This window comes from Ectothiorhodospira haloalkaliphila ATCC 51935 (assembly GCF_000633935.1).
Lineage (GTDB): Bacteria > Pseudomonadota > Gammaproteobacteria > Ectothiorhodospirales > Ectothiorhodospiraceae > Ectothiorhodospira > Ectothiorhodospira haloalkaliphila.
The window spans coordinates 944,010-962,744 of sequence record NZ_KK214998.1 but is presented as its reverse complement, the minus strand read 5'-3'; the positions used below and the strand labels follow the sequence as shown (position 1 = coordinate 962,744).

Here is an 18,735-nt window from a genome sequence, read left to right as displayed (position 1 = left end):
TCAGTCGTTTTCGCGACGCACGGTGACTTCCAGTTCGCCATCCATGGTTTCCTGGATATGGAATTCGATGGGGCTGCAGCAAGTGGGGCAGTCCTCCACATAGCTGTCGCCCAGCTCCAGGATGTCCACGCGCGTTTCAAATGTCTCGCCGCAGTGGGGGCATTGGGTGGTGATGAATTCGAGCGGATGGGTCATGGTTGATCCTCCAAAAACATCCCCACCAGATCGTTGAGATACCGCCGCCCCAACTCTGTGGCCACCAGCCGATCAGCATGGTTCGCCAGCAACCCCCTCTCCACCGCCCGGCCACGGGCCGGCTCCAGCACCTCCGGTGTGAGCCCGGTGTGGGCGGTGAACATCTCCACCGCAACCCCGTTCCTCAAGCGTAGCCCATTGAGCATGAATTCAAAGGCCGCGTCCGCCACCGTGAGGGCGCGCTCCCCGGCGACAGCAGATCCCGCTCGGGCCTCGTCCATGAACGCCTGGGGCTGACGCTGCTTCCAGCGGCGCAGGATGCGCCCCTCGCCAGGCAGGGTAAGCTTGCCATGGGCGCCGGCGCCGATGCCCAGGTAATCCCCAAAGTGCCAGTAGTTCAGGTTGTGGATGCATTGCCGCCCAGGCAGGGCATGGGCCGATACTTCGTAATGGGCGTAACCTGCCACCCGGAGTCGCTCATCCCCCGCTTGCTGCATGTCCCACTGGGTGTCTTCATCGGGCAGCATGGGTGGGTGGCTGGCAAAACGCGTATTGGGCTCCAGGGTCAGTTCATACCAACTTAGGTGTTCAGGCCCGAGCGCCAGGGCCGTGTCCAGATCCTTCAGGGCCTGATCCAGGGTCTGGTTCGGCAGCCCGAACATCAGGTCCAGATTCAGGTTGTCAAAGCCCGCTGCACGAGCCGCCGCCACGGCGCCATGGGCCTCATCCCCGGTGTGAATCCGCTCCAGCCGTTGAAGCAGCCCATCATCGAAGCTTTGCACCCCAATGGAGAGCCGGTTCACCCCGGCCTCGCGATAGCCCCGGAAGCGGTCCTGTTCCACCGTGCCGGGATTGGCCTCCATGGAGATTTCGATCCCCGGCCGGCAGGTGAGCCGGGCGCGGATGGCGCTCAGCAGACGGTCAATGGCCTCCGGGCTGAACAAGCTGGGGGTGCCGCCCCCCAGGAATATGCTCTCCAGCCTCCGCCCCCATACCAGCGGCAGGTCCGCCTCCAGGTCGGCGATCAAGGCATCCACATAGTCAGACTCGGGGACGGAGTCCGCCGCATGGGAGTTGAAGTCGCAATAGGGGCATTTGCGCACACACCAGGGCAGGTGGATGTACAAGGACAACGGCGGCGCGGGCAGCGAGGCGAACATCAGTGGATGCACTCGGGCCAGCGCCCTACACGGCCTCCAGTCGTGCCAGGAAGGCCCGCAGTGCCTCACCCCGATGGCTGCGGCGGTTCTTCTCGTCGCCGCTCATCTGCGCCGCCGTCATGCCCAGTTCGGCATCCAGGAAGATGGGGTCGTAGCCATGTCCGCCATCACCGGCGGGACCCGGCGCGATCATGCCCTCCCAGCTGCCCTCGGCGATGATGGGGGAGGGGTCCTCGGCGTGGCGCAAAAAGGCGATCACGCAGCGAAAGCGGGCAATGCGTCCCGATGCGGGGATCTCCCGCACGGCCTTGAGCAGCTTGACGTTGTTCTCCTCGGCCGAGGCATTGGGGCCGGCATAGCGGGCGGAATAGATACCCGGCGCACCGTCCAGGGCGTCCACCTCGATGCCCGAGTCATCGGCCATGGCGGGCAGGCCGGTGTGGGCGGCGGCGTTGCGGGCCTTGAGGATGGCGTTCTCCACAAAGCTCAGGCCCGTCTCCTCGGCCTCGGGCACCTGAAAGTCCGACTGGGGCACCACCTCGTGGCCGCTTTGGGCCAGCAGTTGCGCGAATTCCCGAACCTTGCCCTGATTGCCGGTGGCCAGCACAATCTTCATTTTCAGTCTCCCGTGATCAAGGTGGGCGACGCTTACAGCGCCAGCGCCGCCTGCTGTGCGGTGATGATCTCGCCGATACCCTTCTGGGCCAGCTCCAGCATGGCCTGCAACTCCTCCGGGCGGAAGGCGTGGCCCTCTGCCGTGCCCTGCACCTCGATGAACCCACCGGCCTCGTTCATCACCACATTCATGTCGGTCTCGGCTTCGGAGTCCTCCGGGTAATCCAGGTCCAGCACCGGCGTGCCCTTGTAAATGCCTGCGGACACCGCCGCCACGCTGCCAAACAGCGGATCGCGCTTGATCTGGCCCTTGGCCTTGAGGGCAGTAATGGCGTCCACCAGGGCCACGTAACCGCCACTGATGGAGGCGGTGCGGGTGCCGCCGTCGGCCTGGATCACGTCGCAGTCCACGGTGATCTGACGCTCACCCAGGGCCTCCAGGTTCACGGCCGCCCGCAGGCTGCGACCGATCAGGCGCTGGATTTCCACCGTACGCCCCCCCTGCTTGCCCCGGGCCGCCTCGCGGGGTACCCGATCATGGGTGGCCCGGGGCAGCATGCCGTATTCCGCCGTCACCCAGCCGCGCCCCTTGCCCTTGAGGAACGGGGGCACCCGATCGCTCACCGAGGCAGTGCAGATCACCCGTGTATTGCCATACTCCACCAGCACCGAGCCTTCGGCATGGGAGGTGAACCCCCGGGTGAAACGGATGGGTCGCAACTGATCCGGGGCGCGGCCGCTGGGTCGCATAGGGTGCTCCTTCTGGAAAATGGGGGGAGAGTATAACGCTCTTGATGTTGGGGCGCCGCCTGGGCGTTTCCCCAACGGGTGGCGCCGATTGCGGAAAATTTGAACTAGTACGCTGTTTGTCGGCTGGATGAGCGCTTTAATCGGGAAACACATTGTCGATACAGGGATAGGAGGTCCTCATGCGCTACAGACCCGCCAAGGAGCAGGGAGCGGTCCTGATTGTTTCATTGGTGATGCTGTCACTGGCCACGCTGATCGGCGTGAGCGGGATGACGTCGGCCCACCTTCAGGAGCGCATTGCCGGTAATCAGAAGCAGGGCACCGATGCTTTCATGGCGGCCGAGACGGGGGTGGCCGAGGTGCTCGCCAATTCTCGCCTCAGCTACAAGAATCTGAACCGACTGGATCCTGACGTGTTGCTTGAAGATCTCGGCGGCATGGGCCCGCATGATGTCACTGGCGAGCATCCGGCCCAGTGGTGGCTTGCTCAGGCTCCCGAAGCCAGCGGCAGTGCGATGACCGTGCAGGTCGTGGGCGGCGTGGGCAACACCGCCGCCCGGCGCACCCTTGAGATCACCCTGGAGACCGGCCTCGGCGGGCCTCATCCTGAGGGGGCCTATCATTGCTTTGGGGCTGCGTGTGCCGTGGACGACGATGATGTCGTTGTCCAGAGCGACAATTTTGACTTGCTCTTCGATGGCCGGATCTGGCCGTTGCCCAGCAGTGATGATGGCTATGTCTGCACATCGGGTTCATGTCCGAGCGATCCTCCCGAGAACCTGCCAGAGGCGTTGGCCGAAGCGCTTCCCGTCACAGGGCTTTACCTGGTGCTGGGAGACGCAAACGCCACTGCGGAGGGCCCGCGCTCTGTGGAGACGACGTCGGAACGGATTCATGGCGAACCTGCTCCCGTCATGGTCAGCGAGGGGGTGAGCACGGGGGGTGGGAACCCCTCCGGCACGCGCGCCAGTGACTGGAAGAGTTACGTGGACCAGCTCCTGACGCACCCGGAGCGAAAGCACGTTCAGCTTGACGCTGATGGCGGACCCTTGATCAACGACCGCTCCCCTACTGAGTATGGTGGTTCGGTGGGCTCTGTGTACGTTCAGGACTTCATGGGCAACCGTGAGTCCCCGCGTATTCATCATGTGGAAGGAGGGGGCAGGATTGGCCTGAGCGGGGATATGCATGGCGCGGGTATTCTGGTGATTTCCGATGACGTCCGGCTTGACCCAGGTACCGGTAATTCAATCACCTTCGAGGGTTTGGTGATCCTGCTCGAAGGCGCGCACTTGAATGCCGATGAGGCCTCAGTGAATATCTTCGGCTCGGTGGTTTCCCTGGCCGGCGACGATGGCAACTTATTCGACGACCTCTCCGGCAACATCAACATCCGCTACAGCCCCGAAGCCCTGGACAATCTGCGTGAACACGGACTGTGGGACGCCGCCTTCGAGCATCCACAGATCACCGCCTGGCGGGAGTTGATGTAAATGGAATGGAATTCGGTGGGAGAAGGGGCCGCCTTCGGGGAGCCCCATCAGCGCCGCTCGGGTGTCTGCAACACCATCGTGGAACCACGGATCTGGATATCAAAACGCCCCAGGTAGCTCATTCCCAGCAAGGCAAAATCCCCCTCCAGCCCTGGCGTGATGGCGCCGCGCACCCCGCGGGCGGACAGGTCTCCCAGTCTCACATCATCCAGCGTGGTGAGATGCCCCTGAACGCGCCCATTGGCCGTGTTGAACGTGGCCCGATGCTCCCGAGGCAGACCAAGTCGCTCTGCCAGATGCGCAGGCAAGGCCACATAAGTGGCGCCGGTATCCAGAAGGAAATCCACAGGCTCCCCATTGATCCGGCCCGTGGCCACAAAATGCCCCGCCCGGTTGCGCTCCAGGGTAACGCTGCCATCCCCATCGCCAAGGCTGTGCACAAGGTGCGTATTGGGATTGCGCTGACCATCCAGCACCCCCTGATACACCCACGTGCCCGTCCCCAGGGCCAGCACCCAGAACAGGGTCAACATGATCAAACCGGCCCGGCGGCCGGGGGGTGCCTGGTTCATCCGCGAAGCCCCGCGTATCCACTTCATCGTATGGGAATTGGAGTCGGATCCATTGTCGCGGGTTCCCGGGGACGTTGTCACTCACAGAGCAATACAGGTGACGATCCCCATTTTCATGTGGGAGCGGGCCTCGCCCGCGAAGGCGGTGGGCACATGGCCTGGCTGCTGATGGCGCATCACCCGAAATCCCAAGGCTTCCTTGCTTGCCCACTGAGCCGAAAAGGGCCATTCTTTCAGCTCACATCATGAGCCGAATAAATGACCGATCAAGCCCCCAAGTGGATCTGGCAACATCCCGATTGGCCCTGCTTTACCTGGGAAGTAGCTGAGGTTCAGCCTCGGCTTCAGAAGTGCTGGAGGGGGCTTGGCATCTTGCTGGGGCGGTCGGAGGCCCTGTTGCCCGCAGATGATCCGGAGGCCGAGGCGAGTGCCGCCCTGGACACGCTATTGGAGAACATTGTGACCTCCTCGGCCATCGAAGGTGAGCGCCTGAATGTTGCGTCGGTACGCTCATCGCTGGCCCGGCGCCTTGGTGTGCAGGAGCCTGGCGGGCCCCCTTCACCGCGCTCCGAAGGCCTGGCAGAGTTGATGCTGGATGCCACCCTCAAACCGGATTCACCGCTGGATGCGGAAAGACTATTTCAATGGCATCGATGGCTGTTCCCTGATGCGGAAGCCTCTCTTACAACGCTGCGCCCCGGCCAATGGCGAGGGGTGGAGCCGATGCAGGTGGTCTCGGGCCGCATTGACCGCCCCAAGGTGCATTTTGAGGCCCCGCCCCGAGAACGCCTGGAGCGCGAGGTTGACCAATTCCTCCAATGGTTCGAGTCCAGCCGCCATGACCCCGGGATGGACCCTCTCGTGCGGGCAGGCCTGTCCCACTTCTGGTTCGTGACGCTGCACCCGTTTGAAGACGGCAACGGGCGTATCGCCCGGGCCATCGCCGATCGCGCCCTGGCGCAGGCGGACCAGCAAGGGATTCGCTTGTATGCCATGTCCGCAGCCATCCTGGAGCGCCGAGCCGATTACTATCGCCATCTCGAGGAGAGCCAACGTGGAAAGCCGGACCTGACGACCTGGCTTGTCTGGTTCCTGGATACCCTGAATGCCACGTTGCTGAACGTAATTGATCAGGCTGAGCGGACACTGGCCAAAGCCTGCTTCTGGCAGCGCTTCGGGACGGCTGGCCTGCTCCCCGAGCAGGCAAAAGTGCTGAACCGGTTGCTTGATGGAGGGGAAAGGGGATTTGAGCAAGGCATCAGTGCTTCGCAGTATCAGAAAGTGGCCAAGGTGAGTAAGGCCACTGCCACCCGCCATCTTGCCGGGCTTGTCGAGAAGGGCTGCCTGGTGAAGTTATCGGCAGGAGGCCGAAGCACTCGATATCAGGTTCCAGAACTGTGCCGTAAGTGGATCCATTCCTGAGTGTTCTGGTCAAGTCGCAGCGGACACGGATTAAGCAGCAACCGCTAGAAAATGTTGCTGTGGGGGGCGGTCAAGAGTGCCTGTCCCTCGCTCCTGGTCCAGCTGGGTGAGTTGATATCAATGCAATCAAAGATTAATCTTAAGAGAGCTTGATGGAGAGTGCCATGGCCAGTATCACAATTCGTAATCTCGACGAGGGTCTGAAGCGTCGCCTGCGCATGCGCGCGGCCCAACATGACCGGTCGATGGAGGAGGAAGCGCGGGAAATCCTGCGCCAGGCCATCGGTAAGCCGGTGGCGCCCAAGAACCTCGGCGAGACTATCCACCGCCGGTTCGCGGCGCTCGGTGGGGTGGATCTCCCATTGCCGCCGCGGGAACCGATGCCGGAACCGCTACGGTTCGACTAAAGCGGACCGGCAATGATCCTGATCGACACGAATGTGATCTCGGAGCTGATGCGTCCAAACCCCGCCCCGGCTGTTCTAGCCTGGTTCGGGGTACAAGACACTGCAGTGCTTCATATCAGCGCGGTGGGAGAGGCCGAACTGCGGCGCGGGGCAGCGGTGATGTCCGAGGGCAAACGACGCAGTCGATTGATCGCCGAAATCGACGCCATGATCACCGAGGACTTCGCGGGCCGGGTTCTGCCCTTTGACAGCGTCGCAGCGCAAGCCTTTGCTACCATCTTCGTCGACCGCCGCGCCGCCGGTCGGCCGATCAGCTTCCCGGACTGCCAGATCGCCGCCACGGCACGTGCTCATGGCGCCGCCATCGCGACCCGCAACGTGACCGATTTCACGGGCTGCGGTGTCGAAGTGATCGACCCCTGGAAGCACGGGGCTTGATCAGTTGATTCGGGCCTGGCCTCCTACCTCGCGGTAGGCTGTCGTTCCACGGCCCATGGATCTGGCCGGTTAACCATCGTCCAGGAGGGACACATGCCGCGCCCCCGTTGCCAGCAGATATCGGTCACCGAGACCCCTTACTACCACGTCGTCTCGCGCTGCGTGCGGCGCACTTTCCTGAGTGGGCAGGATCACGCCACCGGCAAGAGCTTTGAACACCGCCGACAATGGATCGAAGATCGTATCCGACTGCTGGCGTCCTTGTTCGCCGTGGAGGTGGCCGCCTACGCGGTCATGTCCAACCATTACCACCTGGTGGTCAAGCTGGAACCGACCCAAGCCGAGCGCTGGTCCGATGACGAGGTGCTACGGCGCTGGAGCTGCCTGTTCAAAGGGCCACTGCTGGTTCAGCGGTATCTGGCCGGCGCGTCGCAGGAAAGCTACGAGCTGAGCCAGGTGGCAGAATTTGCCCAGTGTTACCGGCGGCGACTGGCGGACCTGAGCTGGTTCATGAAGTGCCTGAACGAGCCCATTGCCCGCCAGGCCAACCGGGATGGCGGCCACCCCGGAGGCCTGGGCGCACACCAGCATCCGGAAACGGATCACGCCCCGGTTCAACCTGGCGCAGGCCGTGCGCGAGCAGATGGGGCAGGGAGTCCATCTGCATCATGTGGGAGCGGGCCTCGCCCGCGAAGGCAGTGGGCGCATGGGCTGGCCCGGGCGCTGCTGGTGCAACGCATCGCCGGCAGGCCGGCTCCCACTGGGGGCGGTAGAGCAGGCAGACCAGCTGCCGCCCATCCTGCAGCGTCTGGGCATCACCTCGGATCAGTGGCTGGAGCAGAGTACGCGGTTTGAGGCCGTGTACCGACGGCAGCGGCGACGATCAGTGGCCTGAGGGGCTTTTCTGACCGACTTTTCCCATGCGGCGGCGAAAGGATGCCAACGGGGCGGGTGGACCTCGTCAGTCAAGAGTGCCAGTCCCTTGCTCTGCTCAGTCAATCCGCAACTCCACACGCTTACCCGCTCGGTGCAGCAGGCCCACCAGTTTGTCAGCGCTAAAGCGGTCGGTCTTGTGATGCAGCACCTCGGAAATTCGGCTGCGTGACACCCCTAACTCTGCTGCCAGCTCCCGCTGCGTCTTGCCGCGTTTGCGCAGTTCTTTCTCCAACGCGATCAAAAGAGTTTCCCTTACTTGCATTGCCGCAGCATCCTCCGGCGAGAATCCTAAATCCTCAAAAACGTTGCCACAGCTCACTGTCATCTTTTCGTCCATATCAGCACCCGATTTGCCTGTACCTGCGCTGTCCCAACTCGATATCCTTCGGGCTGGTCTTCTGCGCCTTTTTCTGGAAGGCATGCAATACATACACAGCGTTACCAATGTTTGTGACATAAAGGACCCGGAACTGGCCCTTAACATTGACCCGCACCTCGCGCACACCTTTGCCCACAGTCTTCATCGGCTTCCAGTTATCGGGGTCCAGTCCATGCTGAATACGAAGCAACTGTCGCCCAAGCTCCCTCCGCGCCCCCTCCGGAAAACCCCGGATATCCTCGCGACTGGAGCCCATGAAAATCAGTGTTTGCATGCTCGGAGTGTACGTAATTTTAGACGTCGCAGCAAACAGCAGGCACGCCTTTGCCAGCGCCTCGCTCCGCGCTAGTCTGACCCAGCGCGCGACAAGCCCCGCCGTTCAGGGCGGGGAAGGATAGCGCGGACGGCGTAGCCGTCCTTGGGTTTCAGTGAGGTGTCTGCTGCTGCTCGATGTACTGGCGCACGATGGAGGTCGGCGCGCCGCCGCAGGAGGATGCGAAGTAGGACGGCGACCACAGCACGCTGCCCTTCCAGTAGCGTTTCTCGATATCCGGGCGCTCCTTGCGAAGCAGACGGCTGGAGACGCCCTTGAGGCTGTTCACGAGGTTCGAGACGGCCACCTTGGGCGGATACTCCACCAGCAGATGCACATGATCGTCCTCGCCGTCCATCTCGATCAGTTGTGCCTCGAAGTCGGTGCAGACCTTGCCCATAGGCCAAGGTGGTGGGCGAGGTTCGCAATGTCACCGTCTCCCTCTCGGGCGGGCGCTGGCATGTATCCATCCAGGCGCGGCAGGAGATCGAAGATCCCCGCCACCCGGCTCGCAGCATCGTCGGCATGGATATGGGGGTGGCCTGCTTCGCCGCCCTCTCCAGCGGCGAGATCATTGCCCCGGCGCATGCCCTCAAAAAGCGCCAGCGGCAACTGGCGCGGGCTCAACGGGCGATGAGTCGCAAGGTCAAATTCAGCAATAACTGGAAAAAGGCCAAAGCCCGTATCCAGCGCATTCACACCCGCATCGGCCATGCCCGCCGCGACTTCCTGCACAAGACCTCGACCGCGATCAGCCAAAACCACGCAGTCGTTGTGATAGAGGACTTGCAGGTACGGAATATGTCCAAGTCGGCAGCAGGCACGGTCCATCTGCCGGGGCGAAATGTCCGGGCCAAATCGGGCCTGAACCGATCCATTCTGGATCAGGGATGGGCCGAGTTCCGACGCCAGCTTGAATATAAGCAGACATGGCGCGGTGGAATGGTCATTGCGGTGAATCCACGCAACACCAGCCGGATGTGTCCGGCTTGTGGTCATGCGGACAAGGCCAACCGCAAGACCCAGGCCCGATTCAAATGTGTTGCCTGCGGTCACACGGCTCATGCCGATGTGAATGCAGCCAACAATGTATTGGCGGCAGGGCATGCCGTCATGGCCTGTGGAGGGGATGTAAGGCCGCACCCACACCTCGGTGTAGGCACGGCAGCCCCGATGAAGCAGGAACCCACCGAAGCGACTCAAATCGCATCAGCGAACTGAGCGCCGTAGGAATCTCCGACCTTCGGGCCGGGGAGGATGTCAACAGAGCGCTTCACCGCCAGCGCTCCTTGAGATCATCGTCGGAATAAAGATCCGGTTCGTCCTCCAGGCCTCGCATGGATTGTTCAATACTCATGGCCCGGAACTCTTGTTCTGGCCAATCCACCTGTTCACTTGGAGGCGAAACCCCATACCGCTGTTCCAAGAACGTCACGAAATCTATCACCTCCTGGCGACGACTGTCTGGTAGGCGGCCTGAGGGGCTTTCCTGACCGACTTTTACCATGCGGCGGTGAGGTGCCGAGGTTGGCGCGTGGGCGCGGTTCGTGCTCTCAGCCAGATGGCGGGGAAATTCGAGGCTGGAAGCGCATTCCCAGGTGGGGAAAGGGTCGCCAGCGGGGCGGGTGGGCGTTGAACATAACGGCTAGGGGACGAAAGGCTGACCACGATGGTCAAGACTGCCTGTCCCTTGCCTTCTCGTCTTGCTCCGCCGCCCTGAGGCGGTAGTCGTGCTATCCTCGTGGTGCGTGGTTATCCCCTGCTTGCTTAAGGTGTCATATTTACGCGGTAGAGTTCGAGACGGATATCAAAAGCGCGTTCATCCGGATTCCGCAGTTTGAGAAGCTGATGAATCGCCACGTGAAGGTGATCGTATTAATGGAGGATCCGCCCGAGGATGTATTGGCGGTGAAGGTCCAAGCCTCATCGTCCCGGCGACACCCGGCGAAGGTGCCTCCTATACTTTTCCAGGGTGGCGTTATCGACACGGTGCCGGATTCCAGGTGGAAACTAAGTTGATGCCGACCTTATTGAACGAAAAAGGGTTCAAATTCTTTTTCTATGCGAATGAGCATCGGCCAGCGCACGTGCATGTGATGAAGTCTGACGGCTGGGCCAAGATCGAAATGGAAACCAGCGTGGTGGTATATTCAACGCTCAAGAAGCAAGAACTCAAGGAGTGTCTCGAACTTTTGAGCTTGCATAGACGGCAATTTCTGGAGGTGTGGAATGCATGGTTTGGGAGGTAGGGAAGTTCATTTTGACGACCATTTCCTTCATGTCGAGCTGAGTGATGGTCGGCGTATCTCGACACCACTGAGCTGGTATCCAGAGCTTGAGCAGGCCTCTGTCAAGGAATTACGTCACTACCAGTTTATCTGCGACGCTACAGGTATTGAGTGGCCGGATATTGACTACCATCTGAGCATTGCCGCCATGCTGGAAGTCCCCTCCCAGCAGGTGGCGTGAGGGGAACACTGTAAGATGATTTTGTCTGCGGGTTTGACGTCCTCCTCGCCGTGAACGAGGATTCCCGAGTTACGGTTGCCTGGCCGGATCGTTTTCACAAACGACCTTCCCTGCTTCGCGGCGGGTTGGCTTACAGTCCGGCTGATGCCGACCTGCCACCAAGACCACTGCAGAACACCCCTGCGCTAATCTGCCGCGACACCGGCTCATGGACTCAGCCGTTGAACCATCGTCCAGGAGGGACACATGCCACGCCCCCGTTGCCAACAGATATCGGTCACCGAGACCCCTTACTACCACGTGGTCTTGCGCTGTGTGCGTCGCACCTTCCTGTGCGGACAGGATCACGCCACTGGCAAGTGCTTTGACCACCGCCGGCAATGGATCGAAGATCGGATCCGGCTGCTGGCCTCCCTGTTCGCCGTGGAGGTGGCCGCCTACGCGGTCATGTCCAACCATTACCACCTGGTGGTCAAGCTGGAGCCGAGGCACGCCGAGCGCTGGTCTGATGACGAGGTGCTGCGGCGCTGGAGCTGCCTGTTCAAGGGGCCACTGCTGGTCCAGCGGTATCTGGCCGGCGCGTCGCAGGAAAGCTACGAGCTGACCCAGGTGGCGGAATTTGCCCAGTGTTACCGGCGGCGACTGGCGGACCTGAGCTGGTTCATGAAGTGCCTGAACGAGCCCATTGCCCGCCAGGCCAACCGGGAGGATGGCTGCAGCGGGCATTTCTGGGAGGCGCGGTTCAAGTCCCAGGCGCTGCGCACCGAGGCGGCGCTGCTCAGTTGCATGGCCTATGTGGATCTCAACCCGGTGCGGGCCGGGATGGCGGCCACCCCGGAGGTCTCGGAACACACCAGCATCCGGGAACGGATCTCGCCCCGGTTCAACCTGGCGCAGGCCGTGCGCGAGCAGATGCAGCTGGATGCCCTGTTGCGGTTCGATGGCAAGGTGAAGCCGCTGCTGCATTTCGAGGGCGCGTTCGTGCAAGAAGGGCAGACCGGCATTCCGTTCGCGTTCGAGGATTATCTGGCCCTGGTGGACGACACCGGGCGGGCCATCGATCCGAGGAAGAAGGGCGCCATTGCCAACACGCAGCCCCCCCATCCTGCAGCGCCTGGGCATCACCTCGGATCAGTGGCTGGAGCAGAGTACGCGGTTTGAGGCTGTGTACCGGCACCAGCGGCGACGATCAGTGGCCTGAGCGGCTTTCCTGAACGACTTTTCCCGTGCGGCGGCGAGGTGTCGAGGCTGGCGCGTGGGCGCCTTTCATGCTTCGAGAAAGATGGCGGGGAAATTCGGGGCTGGAAGCGCATTCCCAGGTGGGGAAAGGGTCGCCAGCGCGGCGGGTGGGTGTTGAACATAACGGCTAGGGGGCGAAAGACTGACTGCGATGGTCAAGAGTGCCTGTCCCTTGCTCCCTCCCCTGGACGGGGGGGGGTGAACATAACGGCTATGTGACGAAAAGCTGAGCGGGATGGTCAAGAGTGCCTGTCCCTTGTCCCTTGATCGTTTCTCACCGACTGCCGACAAAAAAAGAAACCCCGGCACGGGGCCGGGGTCAGGGTGTTGCTGTCTAGGGAAGGGCTAGGTCAAGAAAAGTGCCTGTCTCTTACCTTGAGAGAGGGATGGTCAAGAGTGCCTGTCCCTTGTCCCATGCCTTACCTTCTAACAAAAATGCCTGTCCCTTGCTGCTGCCTGTCCCTCAGTCAGTCCCTTCCTCAGGTAGGATCGGTATGACGGCAACCGCCAGGTAGCAAGTTGGCACTCGTACCGGTGCCTGTCCATTCACACCCCCAGCCATGGATAGAGCTTGGCGCATTATTATCTGGGGCAAGATCTGTGATTTTCTTGCCATCAGAGCCTAGAGCGAAGAGAAGCATGCTCTCACCGGCGATTTGGTTAGATACTCCACTATCCTGGAACTTAACGGTAATGCCGGTGTTGGCAGTGGTGACTTCAGCTACATAACGGCCGGATAGGTCTCCTTTATTCGCGTCGGGAACTAAGCCAGCAATATCTCCATTTCGTCCGAGTGAGACGAGTTCACCAATATCTGATCTCACGCCGGAGGTTACGGATAAAGCCTCGGCTGCCTGTGCTCGAGCCGTGTAATTCTGATACTGCGGAATCGCAATAGCCGCCAAAATCCCAATAATCGCCACCACGATCATCAGTTCAATCAAAGTAAAACCCTGTTGTTTCTGCATCACGAAACACCTCGTCTTTAGAAAGTCATTCCATCGTTCCAAGGCCAGTCATCCCGGCCTCACGCAGGAGGGATATTGCAGATCCCGGGCCAACCCATAAGCGGTTCCTTATCCGGGATGAACGGGCGTTTCGTGATGCTTTCTGTCCAAACGGCACAGCTTGATCCAAAACGGTGGCACGGGTTTATGTGTGTCACCGACGCAAGGAGAGGTCGTTTCCTGTGCCAATGCCCCCGGCTACGTCCGGCCCTCACCCCCAGCCCCTCTCCCGCTCGCGGGAGAGGGGAGCAGCCGCGAGCCCAACCGAAACTGAGCGGTAGAGTTTCACCGACAAGTTGCAACGCCAAATGATCACCCCCAACCCACCCCAACGCACCCAGCAATCCCCTCTGTGATCCATCCCCCAAATCCCACCACCCGGCGGCCCGCATGTAATGCCGAGGCGTATCATCAGTCATAGTATCGAGAGGACGCCCACACCATGACGCACATGCCGCACACAACCCGCTCATTGCAAACCGGTTTCTCGCTCATTGAGGCCCTGGTGGCTCTGCTGGTGCTCTCCGTTGGCCTGCTGGGCCTGGCGGGGTTGCAGTTGCTGGGGATGCAGAGCTCCCACTCCGCCTACCAGCGCACCGTGGCCAGCGTGATTGCTGCCGACGCGGGAGAGCGTTTGTGGATCAAGCTGGCCGAGGAGGGCGGGGAACTCACCCAGGCGGATGTTCAGGCGGTCAGGGATGACTGGCGGGATCACTGGCAGCACCAGGCGGGTGCTGATGCGGACGGGAACTACCCGGTGTCCCTGCCCGGCATGAGCGACGCCAGCATCACCTGCGACAACGACAACGTGTGCCTCATCAGCGTGCGCTGGTCAGAGGGTCGCTTTGATGAGCCGGGCGACGAGTCCCAATTCGAATACCGGGTGCGGTTGCCCGTGGACATCACCAACGGGAGTTCCTGATGAGACGCCCAAGCCAACAGACAGGCCTCTCCCTCGTCGAACTCATGGTTGCCCTGGTCATCGGGCTGATCCTCACCGCCGGTGTCATCCACGTGTTCCTGGGCAACCAGGCCGCCTACCGGGAGAGTCAACGGTTCAGTGAGTTGCAGGACAACATCGGCTTTGTGGCCGACTTCATGGTGCGCGATATCCGAGGAGCCGATGCCATCGACATCGTTTCCAACGGCCAGGGCATCACCGTGACGCGGGATCGCGACTCGGCTGTCTGTGATGTGAGCGGGACCAGCAGCACCGTGACCTATCATGTGGACAACGGAATCCTCCACTGCGGCCCGGCAGGCAATTCAACGGATCCAGAACTTGCGCGAGGACTCAAGCCCGGATCGGAACATGCATTCGTTTCGATCGACGCCAACGGCGACGTGATCGGCACCGAGATCACCCTTGTCTTCAGCAGTCGCGCTGGCGAAGGCGGGCCCGCCCGCCATCATTCATTCACGTTTCAGGTAGCCCTGCGGGGCCCGATTCTCAGGAATCTGTAACACCGGCCGCCGCACACAAGCGACGGCGCCCCATCCGCCTCCGGCCAAGCCAGGGGCGAGGAGAAGTAACATGAACCACCCACACGACAGACAACGCGGCACCGTCCTGGTGGTCAGCCTCATCATCCTGGCCATGGCCACCCTCATCGGCGTGGCCGGCATGAACGGCAGTTTCATCCAGGAGCGTGTTGCCGGCAACCAGAAACAGACCACCGAGGCCTTCATGGCGGCGGAAACCGGCATGAGTGAAGTGCTGGGAATGCTGCGCGACGCCTCCTTTGCCCACTGGGGCGACAGCGAAGAGAGCGTGAAGGCCATTGGCGACCATGACCGCTTCCTGGGCAACGGCCAAGTGGTCGCCTGGCGCCTGGCGGACCTGAGCTACCAGGGCGGCATCGCCCGTGTGCGCATCCAGGGGGAAATCATCGCCACCGGCACCCAGCGCATCGTGGAAGTGGAACTGGACCGCGGACTGGGCGGGCCAACGCCCGAGTCTGCCTACACCTGCTACGGCGCTGACTGCACCACCCGTACTGGCTCCAACAGCGGGAGCGCCATCTACTATGATGGCCGCGACTGGAAAGTGCCTGTGGAAGACGCCTGTACGGGTAACGACTGCAAGAGCGAGAAAGTGGACGACCGCTCCGGCGATAAGGCCGGCATCTACCTCATCGGTAATAACGCCAGCGATGCCATCGGCACCGGGAATCAGGCTGGCAACAATCGCCCGGATCAGATCCAGGGCGACCCGCCCTTGCGCCAGACCGATGCCAGCGTGAGCACCGGCGGTGTGAGCGCCAACGACTGGAATCAATATGCCGATGCTCTGGTCAGCCGTTCTGATACGCAACCAATCGACGTCAATGCCGACAGCACGAACAAGGATATTTCCCAGTATCTCGGCAGCCGCAGTGCGCCGACCGTCAGCCATGTGACCGGCACCGGCAGCATCCGGCTGAGTGGCAACACCCACGGGGCTGGCATCCTCATCGTGTCGGGAGATATCGAAATCTTCCCCGCCAACGGCACCATGACCTTCGAAGGGTTGATCATCCTGCGGGACGGTGCCCGCCTGTCATCGGGGTCGGGAACGGCCAATGTCTTTGGCTCCATCATCTCCCTCACCGGCAATGAAGATGCTGTCGACGCCGACCTGGGTGGCAACTTCAGCCTGAAATACAGCTCCCAGGCCCTGGAAAACCTGCGCGACCACGGCCTGTGGGGCAGTCCGCTGAGCGCGCCGAGGGTGGTAACCTGGAAAGAGGTCGTGAACACGGACACCTGACACCATGCACCTGGTCACCCTGAAAACCGCCATCTTCCTCACCGGCCTGAGCCGACGCACCCTGTGGCGGCGCATCGCCACAGGCGCCATCGCCAAGAAGAACAAGGACGAGCCCCTGGGCCGCACCCAGGTCCCCCTGGAAGGCCTGATGGATGACATCGGCATGTCGCTGAGCGAAGAGGACATGGATCTCATCCGTCGGGCAGACAACGGCGAGCCCCTGGCGCAAGGAGAACTGGGCCTGATGCTATTGCAGGCCGGCCAGCCGGAGCGGGCCCTCCACTGGCTGGAGCAGGCCGCAAAACGGGAAGACCCGGACGCCATGCACTGGCTCGGGCGTTGCTACATCCGCGGCGAGGGCGTGGAGGCCGACGAGTCGCTGGGGCTATCGTGGATCACCCGGGCCGCGGCCCGGGGGCATGTGATTTCGCAGAGGCAGGTGGCGGAGCTGGGGGTGTGAGGGGGTGTCCGTTCTTTGTGGTTTTGTTCAAACACGTTGGTCGGCGAGCTTGTAGGCCTCCTCGTCACGTCTCGCACCCACAGCAATGATCAGCACCTGGACGGCGTTTCCATCCACCCTGTACACGATTCGAGTATTGCCCGTTCGGATTCGTCGGCAACCGGCCAAGGTGCCACGCAGTGGCTTTCCCAGCTTTTCGGGTTCGCCATCACGGATACGCTCCTCAATAACATCAAGAACCCGTTTGGCAGCAGCCGAACCCAATCGCGCCAAGTCTTGCCGGACGCCCGGATGGTAGATCACCTTCCATGTCACGGGTCAGTCGCCTTGCTCGAAAAGGGACCGCATATCTTCATGAGAGATGGCCTGGTCGGCCTCATAAGTGGTTAACCGATCCCGTGCCACAGCTTCGATGCGCAGATCTTCGAGTTCATCGACAAGGTCTTGATACGCCTGAACATTCATCATTACCGCAACGGGCTTATTATCCTTGAAGATGACAAGCCTGTCGGTCTGCCGGGCCGATACTTCCTTGAGATGAGCGCTGAAACCTCGTGCCATGGATGTGGCAGAGACTGCATCTTCAGGACGATCCAATAGGGATGCCATCGCGATCCTCCGTGGGAGGTGTAATATAGTACGCTCTATTATACGTACTACATCGCTCGATCACCAAGCCTGCTGGGTTGCTCATGGCCTCGGAGGTGTGGCGTGTGGTCTTGAGGTGGCTGGATGTCGAGGCGCTGTCCCTGGTGACGGAATGATCGGGGTCAAGCGTGCCTGCCCCACGACGCCGAACGATGGTCAGGTTCTCCTGCCAGTGCTTGAAGAAGGTGATCCAGTCCGACAGCGGCCCGGGTGGCAAGCGGGATCAGTGCGGGACGTAACAATGTTCCCCGGCGTAACCTCCGGCTGGGTTTCATCGCGCATCTCAAAGCGCCACACAGCTTGCCGGCGTTCGGCCTCGCTGTGGGTGAACAGGTCAAAATCCAGCAGGTGCAGGCCAACCGAGGCAGGCAGAAAGAGGTGCATGTGCTCCAGATGAGTTCTGCCTCTAGATGATGGCTTGAATACCTTTTTTCTCGATCACCGTCAGTAGACGCAAAGCAGGTCCCCCAGGGCGCTTCACACCGCGCTCCCAGTCGGATACCAGATTCTTGCTGACGTTGAGGTAACGTGCGAAAACGGGCTGGGATAGATGCTCACGTTCACGCAAGGCGCGGATCTCTTCTGGTGGAAGTGGTTTGACTGGGGCAAGGCATGCGTCATCGAAGTCACGCATGGTCTGCTTGTCGATGGCGCCGACCTCGTGCAGGGCCTCCATGGTTTCGTGAATCGATGCCAGGGCTTCACTGCGGTACTGTTTTGCCATTGTCTTTTACCTCTGAAAATAGCCCCTTATGCTGAACTGCTCAAACCGTTCCATCATACCTACCCAAACCTATTCAGAAGCATCTAAACCGGTTCAGTGCTGATTTCCTGCTTCACAGAGGCCGGTTTCACTCCGGTCTTGCGACCTGAGCCAGCGCCTTCCTCTCCACAGGCTGACACCGTGGAACTCACGGCGTAATGGGCAAGATTTCTTGCCGCATTCACATCCCGGTCGTGGTGTACGCCACAGTCCGGGCAAATCCACTGCCGCGTGGATAGCGGCATTGCCTTCTGCACCGCTCCACAAACCGAACACATTTTGCTGCTGGGGAACCAGCGGTCGGCCACCACCACCTGCCCACCCCGCTGATCTGCCTTGTACTCCAGTTGCCGACGGCACTCATGAAAGCTCATGTCAGCAATGGAGCGGGCCAGATGCCGGTTCGCCATCATGCCGCACACATTCAGATCCTCGATGCCGATGGTATGAAACCGACGGGTCAGATCAGACGTGAGTTTGTGCAAGGCATCGGACCGGATGTTGGCAATGCGGGCATGCAGCCGTGCCAGTTTCGCCTTGGCCTTGTTCCGGTTGCTGGAACCTTTTTGCTTGCGCGACAGGCTGCGTGATACCCGCCGGAGTCGCTTGAGCAGGGCGGTATGCGCCTTTGGGCCGGTGATGGTGTCTCCCGTCGAGAGCGTGGCCAGTGCCGAGACCCCCAGATCCACCCCGACCGAGCCTTGGTTTTCAGCCGGTCGC

Annotated in this window: 26 protein-coding genes and 1 pseudogene; 13 read left to right on the top strand and 14 right to left on the bottom strand. The window is 61.3% G+C overall.

All coding sequences use genetic code 11. The features are described from left to right. The 4 genes from ECTHA_RS0112335 to rph are packed head-to-tail and all read right to left on the bottom strand — an operon-like array spanning position 1 to position 2,720. Entirely contained in the window at positions 1-195 is a 195-nt protein-coding gene (locus tag ECTHA_RS0112335; RefSeq protein ID WP_025282440.1) for a CPXCG motif-containing cysteine-rich protein, read from the bottom strand. Beyond that, positions 192-1,355 carry a radical SAM family heme chaperone HemW gene (hemW, locus tag ECTHA_RS0112330; RefSeq protein WP_025282439.1) on the bottom strand — a complete coding sequence of 388 codons (1,164 nt, stop codon included), beginning with the start codon at positions 1,353-1,355 and terminating at the stop codon, positions 192-194. Before hemW ends, ECTHA_RS0112335 begins: the two co-directional genes overlap by 4 nt. A 25-nt stretch (positions 1,356-1,380) precedes the next feature. Further along, on the bottom strand, positions 1,381-1,971 hold the full coding sequence (gene rdgB, locus ECTHA_RS0112325; protein WP_025282438.1) for an RdgB/HAM1 family non-canonical purine NTP pyrophosphatase: 591 nt from the start codon (positions 1,969-1,971) through the stop codon (positions 1,381-1,383). 32 nt (positions 1,972-2,003) lie between these two features. Continuing rightward, positions 2,004-2,720, bottom strand: coding sequence for a ribonuclease PH (rph, locus tag ECTHA_RS0112320; RefSeq protein ID WP_025282437.1), 717 nt, complete (start codon positions 2,718-2,720; stop codon positions 2,004-2,006). A 179-nt stretch (positions 2,721-2,899) separates the two neighbouring features. Between rph and ECTHA_RS0112315 the strand changes: the two genes are divergently transcribed. Beyond that, complete coding sequence (locus tag ECTHA_RS0112315) at positions 2,900-4,213, top strand: pilus assembly PilX family protein (RefSeq protein ID WP_084306975.1); 1,314 nt, start codon at positions 2,900-2,902, stop codon at positions 4,211-4,213. A gap of 47 nt (positions 4,214-4,260) precedes the next feature. Here ECTHA_RS0112315 and ECTHA_RS0112310 read toward each other — a convergent pair whose 3' ends face one another. Continuing rightward, complete coding sequence (locus ECTHA_RS0112310; RefSeq protein WP_025282434.1) at positions 4,261-4,785, bottom strand: retropepsin-like aspartic protease family protein; 525 nt, start codon at positions 4,783-4,785, stop codon at positions 4,261-4,263. Positions 4,786-5,043: 258 nt separating this feature from the next. Between ECTHA_RS0112310 and ECTHA_RS0112300 the strand changes: the two genes are divergently transcribed. From ECTHA_RS0112300 to ECTHA_RS19580, 4 genes are all read left to right on the top strand, one after another. Beyond that, a complete protein-coding gene (locus ECTHA_RS0112300) occupies positions 5,044-6,207 on the top strand; it encodes a Fic family protein (RefSeq protein WP_025282433.1) in 1,164 nt (387 codons plus the stop codon). Positions 6,208-6,371: 164 nt separating this feature from the next. Next, on the top strand, positions 6,372-6,614 hold the full coding sequence (locus ECTHA_RS0112295; protein WP_025282432.1) for a FitA-like ribbon-helix-helix domain-containing protein: 243 nt from the start codon (positions 6,372-6,374) through the stop codon (positions 6,612-6,614). Positions 6,615-6,626: 12 nt separating this feature from the next. Then, the gene (locus ECTHA_RS0112290) at positions 6,627-7,052 is read left to right on the top strand and encodes a type II toxin-antitoxin system VapC family toxin (RefSeq protein ID WP_025282431.1); all 426 of its coding nucleotides are present in this window, start codon (positions 6,627-6,629) and stop codon (positions 7,050-7,052) included. A gap of 93 nt (positions 7,053-7,145) precedes the next feature. Next, entirely contained in the window at positions 7,146-7,907 is a 762-nt protein-coding gene (locus tag ECTHA_RS19580; protein ID WP_239680161.1) for a transposase, read from the top strand. A gap of 136 nt (positions 7,908-8,043) precedes the next feature. Here ECTHA_RS19580 and ECTHA_RS0112275 read toward each other — a convergent pair whose 3' ends face one another. The 3 genes and pseudogenes from ECTHA_RS0112275 to tnpA form a co-directional block, all read right to left on the bottom strand. Then, a complete protein-coding gene (locus ECTHA_RS0112275) occupies positions 8,044-8,325 on the bottom strand; it encodes a helix-turn-helix domain-containing protein (RefSeq protein WP_025282428.1) in 282 nt (93 codons plus the stop codon). A 1-nt stretch (position 8,326) separates the two neighbouring features. Continuing rightward, positions 8,327-8,641 carry a type II toxin-antitoxin system RelE/ParE family toxin gene (locus ECTHA_RS0112270; RefSeq protein WP_025282427.1) on the bottom strand — a complete coding sequence of 105 codons (315 nt, stop codon included), beginning with the start codon at positions 8,639-8,641 and terminating at the stop codon, positions 8,327-8,329. Between the two features lie 151 nt (positions 8,642-8,792). Further along, positions 8,793-9,074, bottom strand: a pseudogene (tnpA, locus tag ECTHA_RS18220) (IS200/IS605 family transposase); the annotation flags it as partial. Positions 9,075-9,091: 17 nt separating this feature from the next. On the opposite strand from tnpA, the gene ECTHA_RS18215 reads away from it, so the two are divergent. After that, a complete protein-coding gene (locus ECTHA_RS18215) occupies positions 9,092-9,901 on the top strand; it encodes an RNA-guided endonuclease InsQ/TnpB family protein (RefSeq protein ID WP_128571945.1) in 810 nt (269 codons plus the stop codon). 52 nt (positions 9,902-9,953) lie between these two features. Here the strand turns inward: ECTHA_RS18215 and ECTHA_RS0112255 are convergent, their stop codons facing one another. Then, entirely contained in the window at positions 9,954-10,115 is a 162-nt protein-coding gene (locus tag ECTHA_RS0112255; RefSeq protein ID WP_238984760.1) for a hypothetical protein, read from the bottom strand. Between the two features lie 583 nt (positions 10,116-10,698). On the opposite strand from ECTHA_RS0112255, the gene ECTHA_RS20710 reads away from it, so the two are divergent. From ECTHA_RS20710 to ECTHA_RS18210, 3 genes are all read left to right on the top strand, one after another. After that, positions 10,699-10,929 carry a DUF4160 domain-containing protein gene (locus ECTHA_RS20710; RefSeq protein WP_025281134.1) on the top strand — a complete coding sequence of 77 codons (231 nt, stop codon included), beginning with the start codon at positions 10,699-10,701 and terminating at the stop codon, positions 10,927-10,929. Then, positions 10,910-11,149, top strand: coding sequence for a DUF2442 domain-containing protein (locus ECTHA_RS0112245; RefSeq protein ID WP_025281135.1), 240 nt, complete (start codon positions 10,910-10,912; stop codon positions 11,147-11,149). The genes ECTHA_RS20710 and ECTHA_RS0112245 overlap by 20 nt, the downstream gene beginning before the upstream one ends. A 246-nt stretch (positions 11,150-11,395) precedes the next feature. Then, positions 11,396-12,310 carry a transposase gene (locus ECTHA_RS18210; protein WP_218915909.1) on the top strand — a complete coding sequence of 305 codons (915 nt, stop codon included), beginning with the start codon at positions 11,396-11,398 and terminating at the stop codon, positions 12,308-12,310. A gap of 557 nt (positions 12,311-12,867) precedes the next feature. On the opposite strand, the gene ECTHA_RS19575 is transcribed toward ECTHA_RS18210, so the two are convergent. Further along, positions 12,868-13,356, bottom strand: a complete 489-nt coding sequence (locus ECTHA_RS19575; RefSeq protein ID WP_025281666.1) for a pilin — start codon at positions 13,354-13,356, stop codon at positions 12,868-12,870. A gap of 481 nt (positions 13,357-13,837) precedes the next feature. Here ECTHA_RS19575 and pilV point away from each other — a divergent pair, with 481 nt between their 5' ends. The 4 genes from pilV to ECTHA_RS0112215 all read left to right on the top strand — a co-directional run bounded on the left by pilV (position 13,838) and on the right by ECTHA_RS0112215 (position 16,604). Next, positions 13,838-14,317 (top strand): type IV pilus modification protein PilV, encoded by a 480-nt coding sequence (gene pilV / locus ECTHA_RS0112230; RefSeq protein WP_084306973.1) that lies wholly within the window; start codon positions 13,838-13,840, stop codon positions 14,315-14,317. Continuing rightward, on the top strand, positions 14,317-14,859 hold the full coding sequence (locus ECTHA_RS19095; RefSeq protein ID WP_025281668.1) for a PilW family protein: 543 nt from the start codon (positions 14,317-14,319) through the stop codon (positions 14,857-14,859). The genes pilV and ECTHA_RS19095 overlap by 1 nt, the downstream gene beginning before the upstream one ends. Before the next feature lie 70 nt (positions 14,860-14,929). Continuing rightward, positions 14,930-16,144 carry a pilus assembly PilX family protein gene (locus tag ECTHA_RS19090; RefSeq protein ID WP_025281669.1) on the top strand — a complete coding sequence of 405 codons (1,215 nt, stop codon included), beginning with the start codon at positions 14,930-14,932 and terminating at the stop codon, positions 16,142-16,144. 4 nt (positions 16,145-16,148) lie between these two features. Next, entirely contained in the window at positions 16,149-16,604 is a 456-nt protein-coding gene (locus tag ECTHA_RS0112215) for a tetratricopeptide repeat protein (protein WP_025281670.1), read from the top strand. 27 nt (positions 16,605-16,631) lie between these two features. On the opposite strand, the gene ECTHA_RS0112210 is transcribed toward ECTHA_RS0112215, so the two are convergent. The 4 genes from ECTHA_RS0112210 to ECTHA_RS18195 form a co-directional block, all read right to left on the bottom strand. After that, a complete protein-coding gene (locus ECTHA_RS0112210) occupies positions 16,632-16,919 on the bottom strand; it encodes a type II toxin-antitoxin system RelE family toxin (protein ID WP_026623772.1) in 288 nt (95 codons plus the stop codon). 3 nt (positions 16,920-16,922) lie between these two features. Next, positions 16,923-17,213, bottom strand: a complete 291-nt coding sequence (locus ECTHA_RS0112205) for a type II toxin-antitoxin system Phd/YefM family antitoxin (protein WP_035369602.1) — start codon at positions 17,211-17,213, stop codon at positions 16,923-16,925. A gap of 445 nt (positions 17,214-17,658) precedes the next feature. Further along, on the bottom strand, positions 17,659-17,976 hold the full coding sequence (locus tag ECTHA_RS0112200) for a helix-turn-helix domain-containing protein (protein WP_025281672.1): 318 nt from the start codon (positions 17,974-17,976) through the stop codon (positions 17,659-17,661). Between the two features lie 83 nt (positions 17,977-18,059). After that, positions 18,060-18,735 (bottom strand): RNA-guided endonuclease InsQ/TnpB family protein (locus ECTHA_RS18195; RefSeq protein ID WP_156946853.1); only part of this gene is annotated, 676 nt, incomplete at its 5' end.

Excerpts from the sequence above, each read along its gene's own strand:
- ECTHA_RS0112335 (WP_025282440.1), bottom strand. The coding sequence starts at position 195 with ATGACCCATCCGCTCGAATTCATCACCACCCAATGCCCCCACTGCGGC.
- hemW (WP_025282439.1), bottom strand. The coding sequence starts at position 1,355 with ATGTTCGCCTCGCTGCCCGCGCCGCCGTTGTCCTTGTACATCCACCTG.
- rdgB (WP_025282438.1), bottom strand. The coding sequence starts at position 1,971 with ATGAAGATTGTGCTGGCCACCGGCAATCAGGGCAAGGTTCGGGAATTC.
- rph (WP_025282437.1), bottom strand. The coding sequence starts at position 2,720 with ATGCGACCCAGCGGCCGCGCCCCGGATCAGTTGCGACCCATCCGTTTC.
- ECTHA_RS0112315 (WP_084306975.1), top strand. The coding sequence starts at position 2,900 with ATGCGCTACAGACCCGCCAAGGAGCAGGGAGCGGTCCTGATTGTTTCA.
- ECTHA_RS0112310 (WP_025282434.1), bottom strand. The coding sequence starts at position 4,785 with ATGAACCAGGCACCCCCCGGCCGCCGGGCCGGTTTGATCATGTTGACC.
- ECTHA_RS0112300 (WP_025282433.1), top strand. The coding sequence starts at position 5,044 with ATGACCGATCAAGCCCCCAAGTGGATCTGGCAACATCCCGATTGGCCC.
- ECTHA_RS0112295 (WP_025282432.1), top strand. The coding sequence starts at position 6,372 with ATGGCCAGTATCACAATTCGTAATCTCGACGAGGGTCTGAAGCGTCGC.
- ECTHA_RS0112290 (WP_025282431.1), top strand. The coding sequence starts at position 6,627 with ATGATCCTGATCGACACGAATGTGATCTCGGAGCTGATGCGTCCAAAC.
- ECTHA_RS19580 (WP_239680161.1), top strand. The coding sequence starts at position 7,146 with ATGCCGCGCCCCCGTTGCCAGCAGATATCGGTCACCGAGACCCCTTAC.
- ECTHA_RS0112275 (WP_025282428.1), bottom strand. The coding sequence starts at position 8,325 with ATGGACGAAAAGATGACAGTGAGCTGTGGCAACGTTTTTGAGGATTTA.
- ECTHA_RS0112270 (WP_025282427.1), bottom strand. The coding sequence starts at position 8,641 with ATGCAAACACTGATTTTCATGGGCTCCAGTCGCGAGGATATCCGGGGT.
- ECTHA_RS20710 (WP_025281134.1), top strand. The coding sequence starts at position 10,699 with ATGCCGACCTTATTGAACGAAAAAGGGTTCAAATTCTTTTTCTATGCG.
- ECTHA_RS0112245 (WP_025281135.1), top strand. The coding sequence starts at position 10,910 with ATGCATGGTTTGGGAGGTAGGGAAGTTCATTTTGACGACCATTTCCTT.
- ECTHA_RS18210 (WP_218915909.1), top strand. The coding sequence starts at position 11,396 with ATGCCACGCCCCCGTTGCCAACAGATATCGGTCACCGAGACCCCTTAC.
- ECTHA_RS19575 (WP_025281666.1), bottom strand. The coding sequence starts at position 13,356 with ATGCAGAAACAACAGGGTTTTACTTTGATTGAACTGATGATCGTGGTG.
- pilV (WP_084306973.1), top strand. The coding sequence starts at position 13,838 with ATGACGCACATGCCGCACACAACCCGCTCATTGCAAACCGGTTTCTCG.
- ECTHA_RS19095 (WP_025281668.1), top strand. The coding sequence starts at position 14,317 with ATGAGACGCCCAAGCCAACAGACAGGCCTCTCCCTCGTCGAACTCATG.
- ECTHA_RS19090 (WP_025281669.1), top strand. The coding sequence starts at position 14,930 with ATGAACCACCCACACGACAGACAACGCGGCACCGTCCTGGTGGTCAGC.
- ECTHA_RS0112215 (WP_025281670.1), top strand. The coding sequence starts at position 16,149 with ATGCACCTGGTCACCCTGAAAACCGCCATCTTCCTCACCGGCCTGAGC.
- ECTHA_RS0112205 (WP_035369602.1), bottom strand. The coding sequence starts at position 17,213 with ATGGCATCCCTATTGGATCGTCCTGAAGATGCAGTCTCTGCCACATCC.
- ECTHA_RS0112200 (WP_025281672.1), bottom strand. The coding sequence starts at position 17,976 with ATGGCAAAACAGTACCGCAGTGAAGCCCTGGCATCGATTCACGAAACC.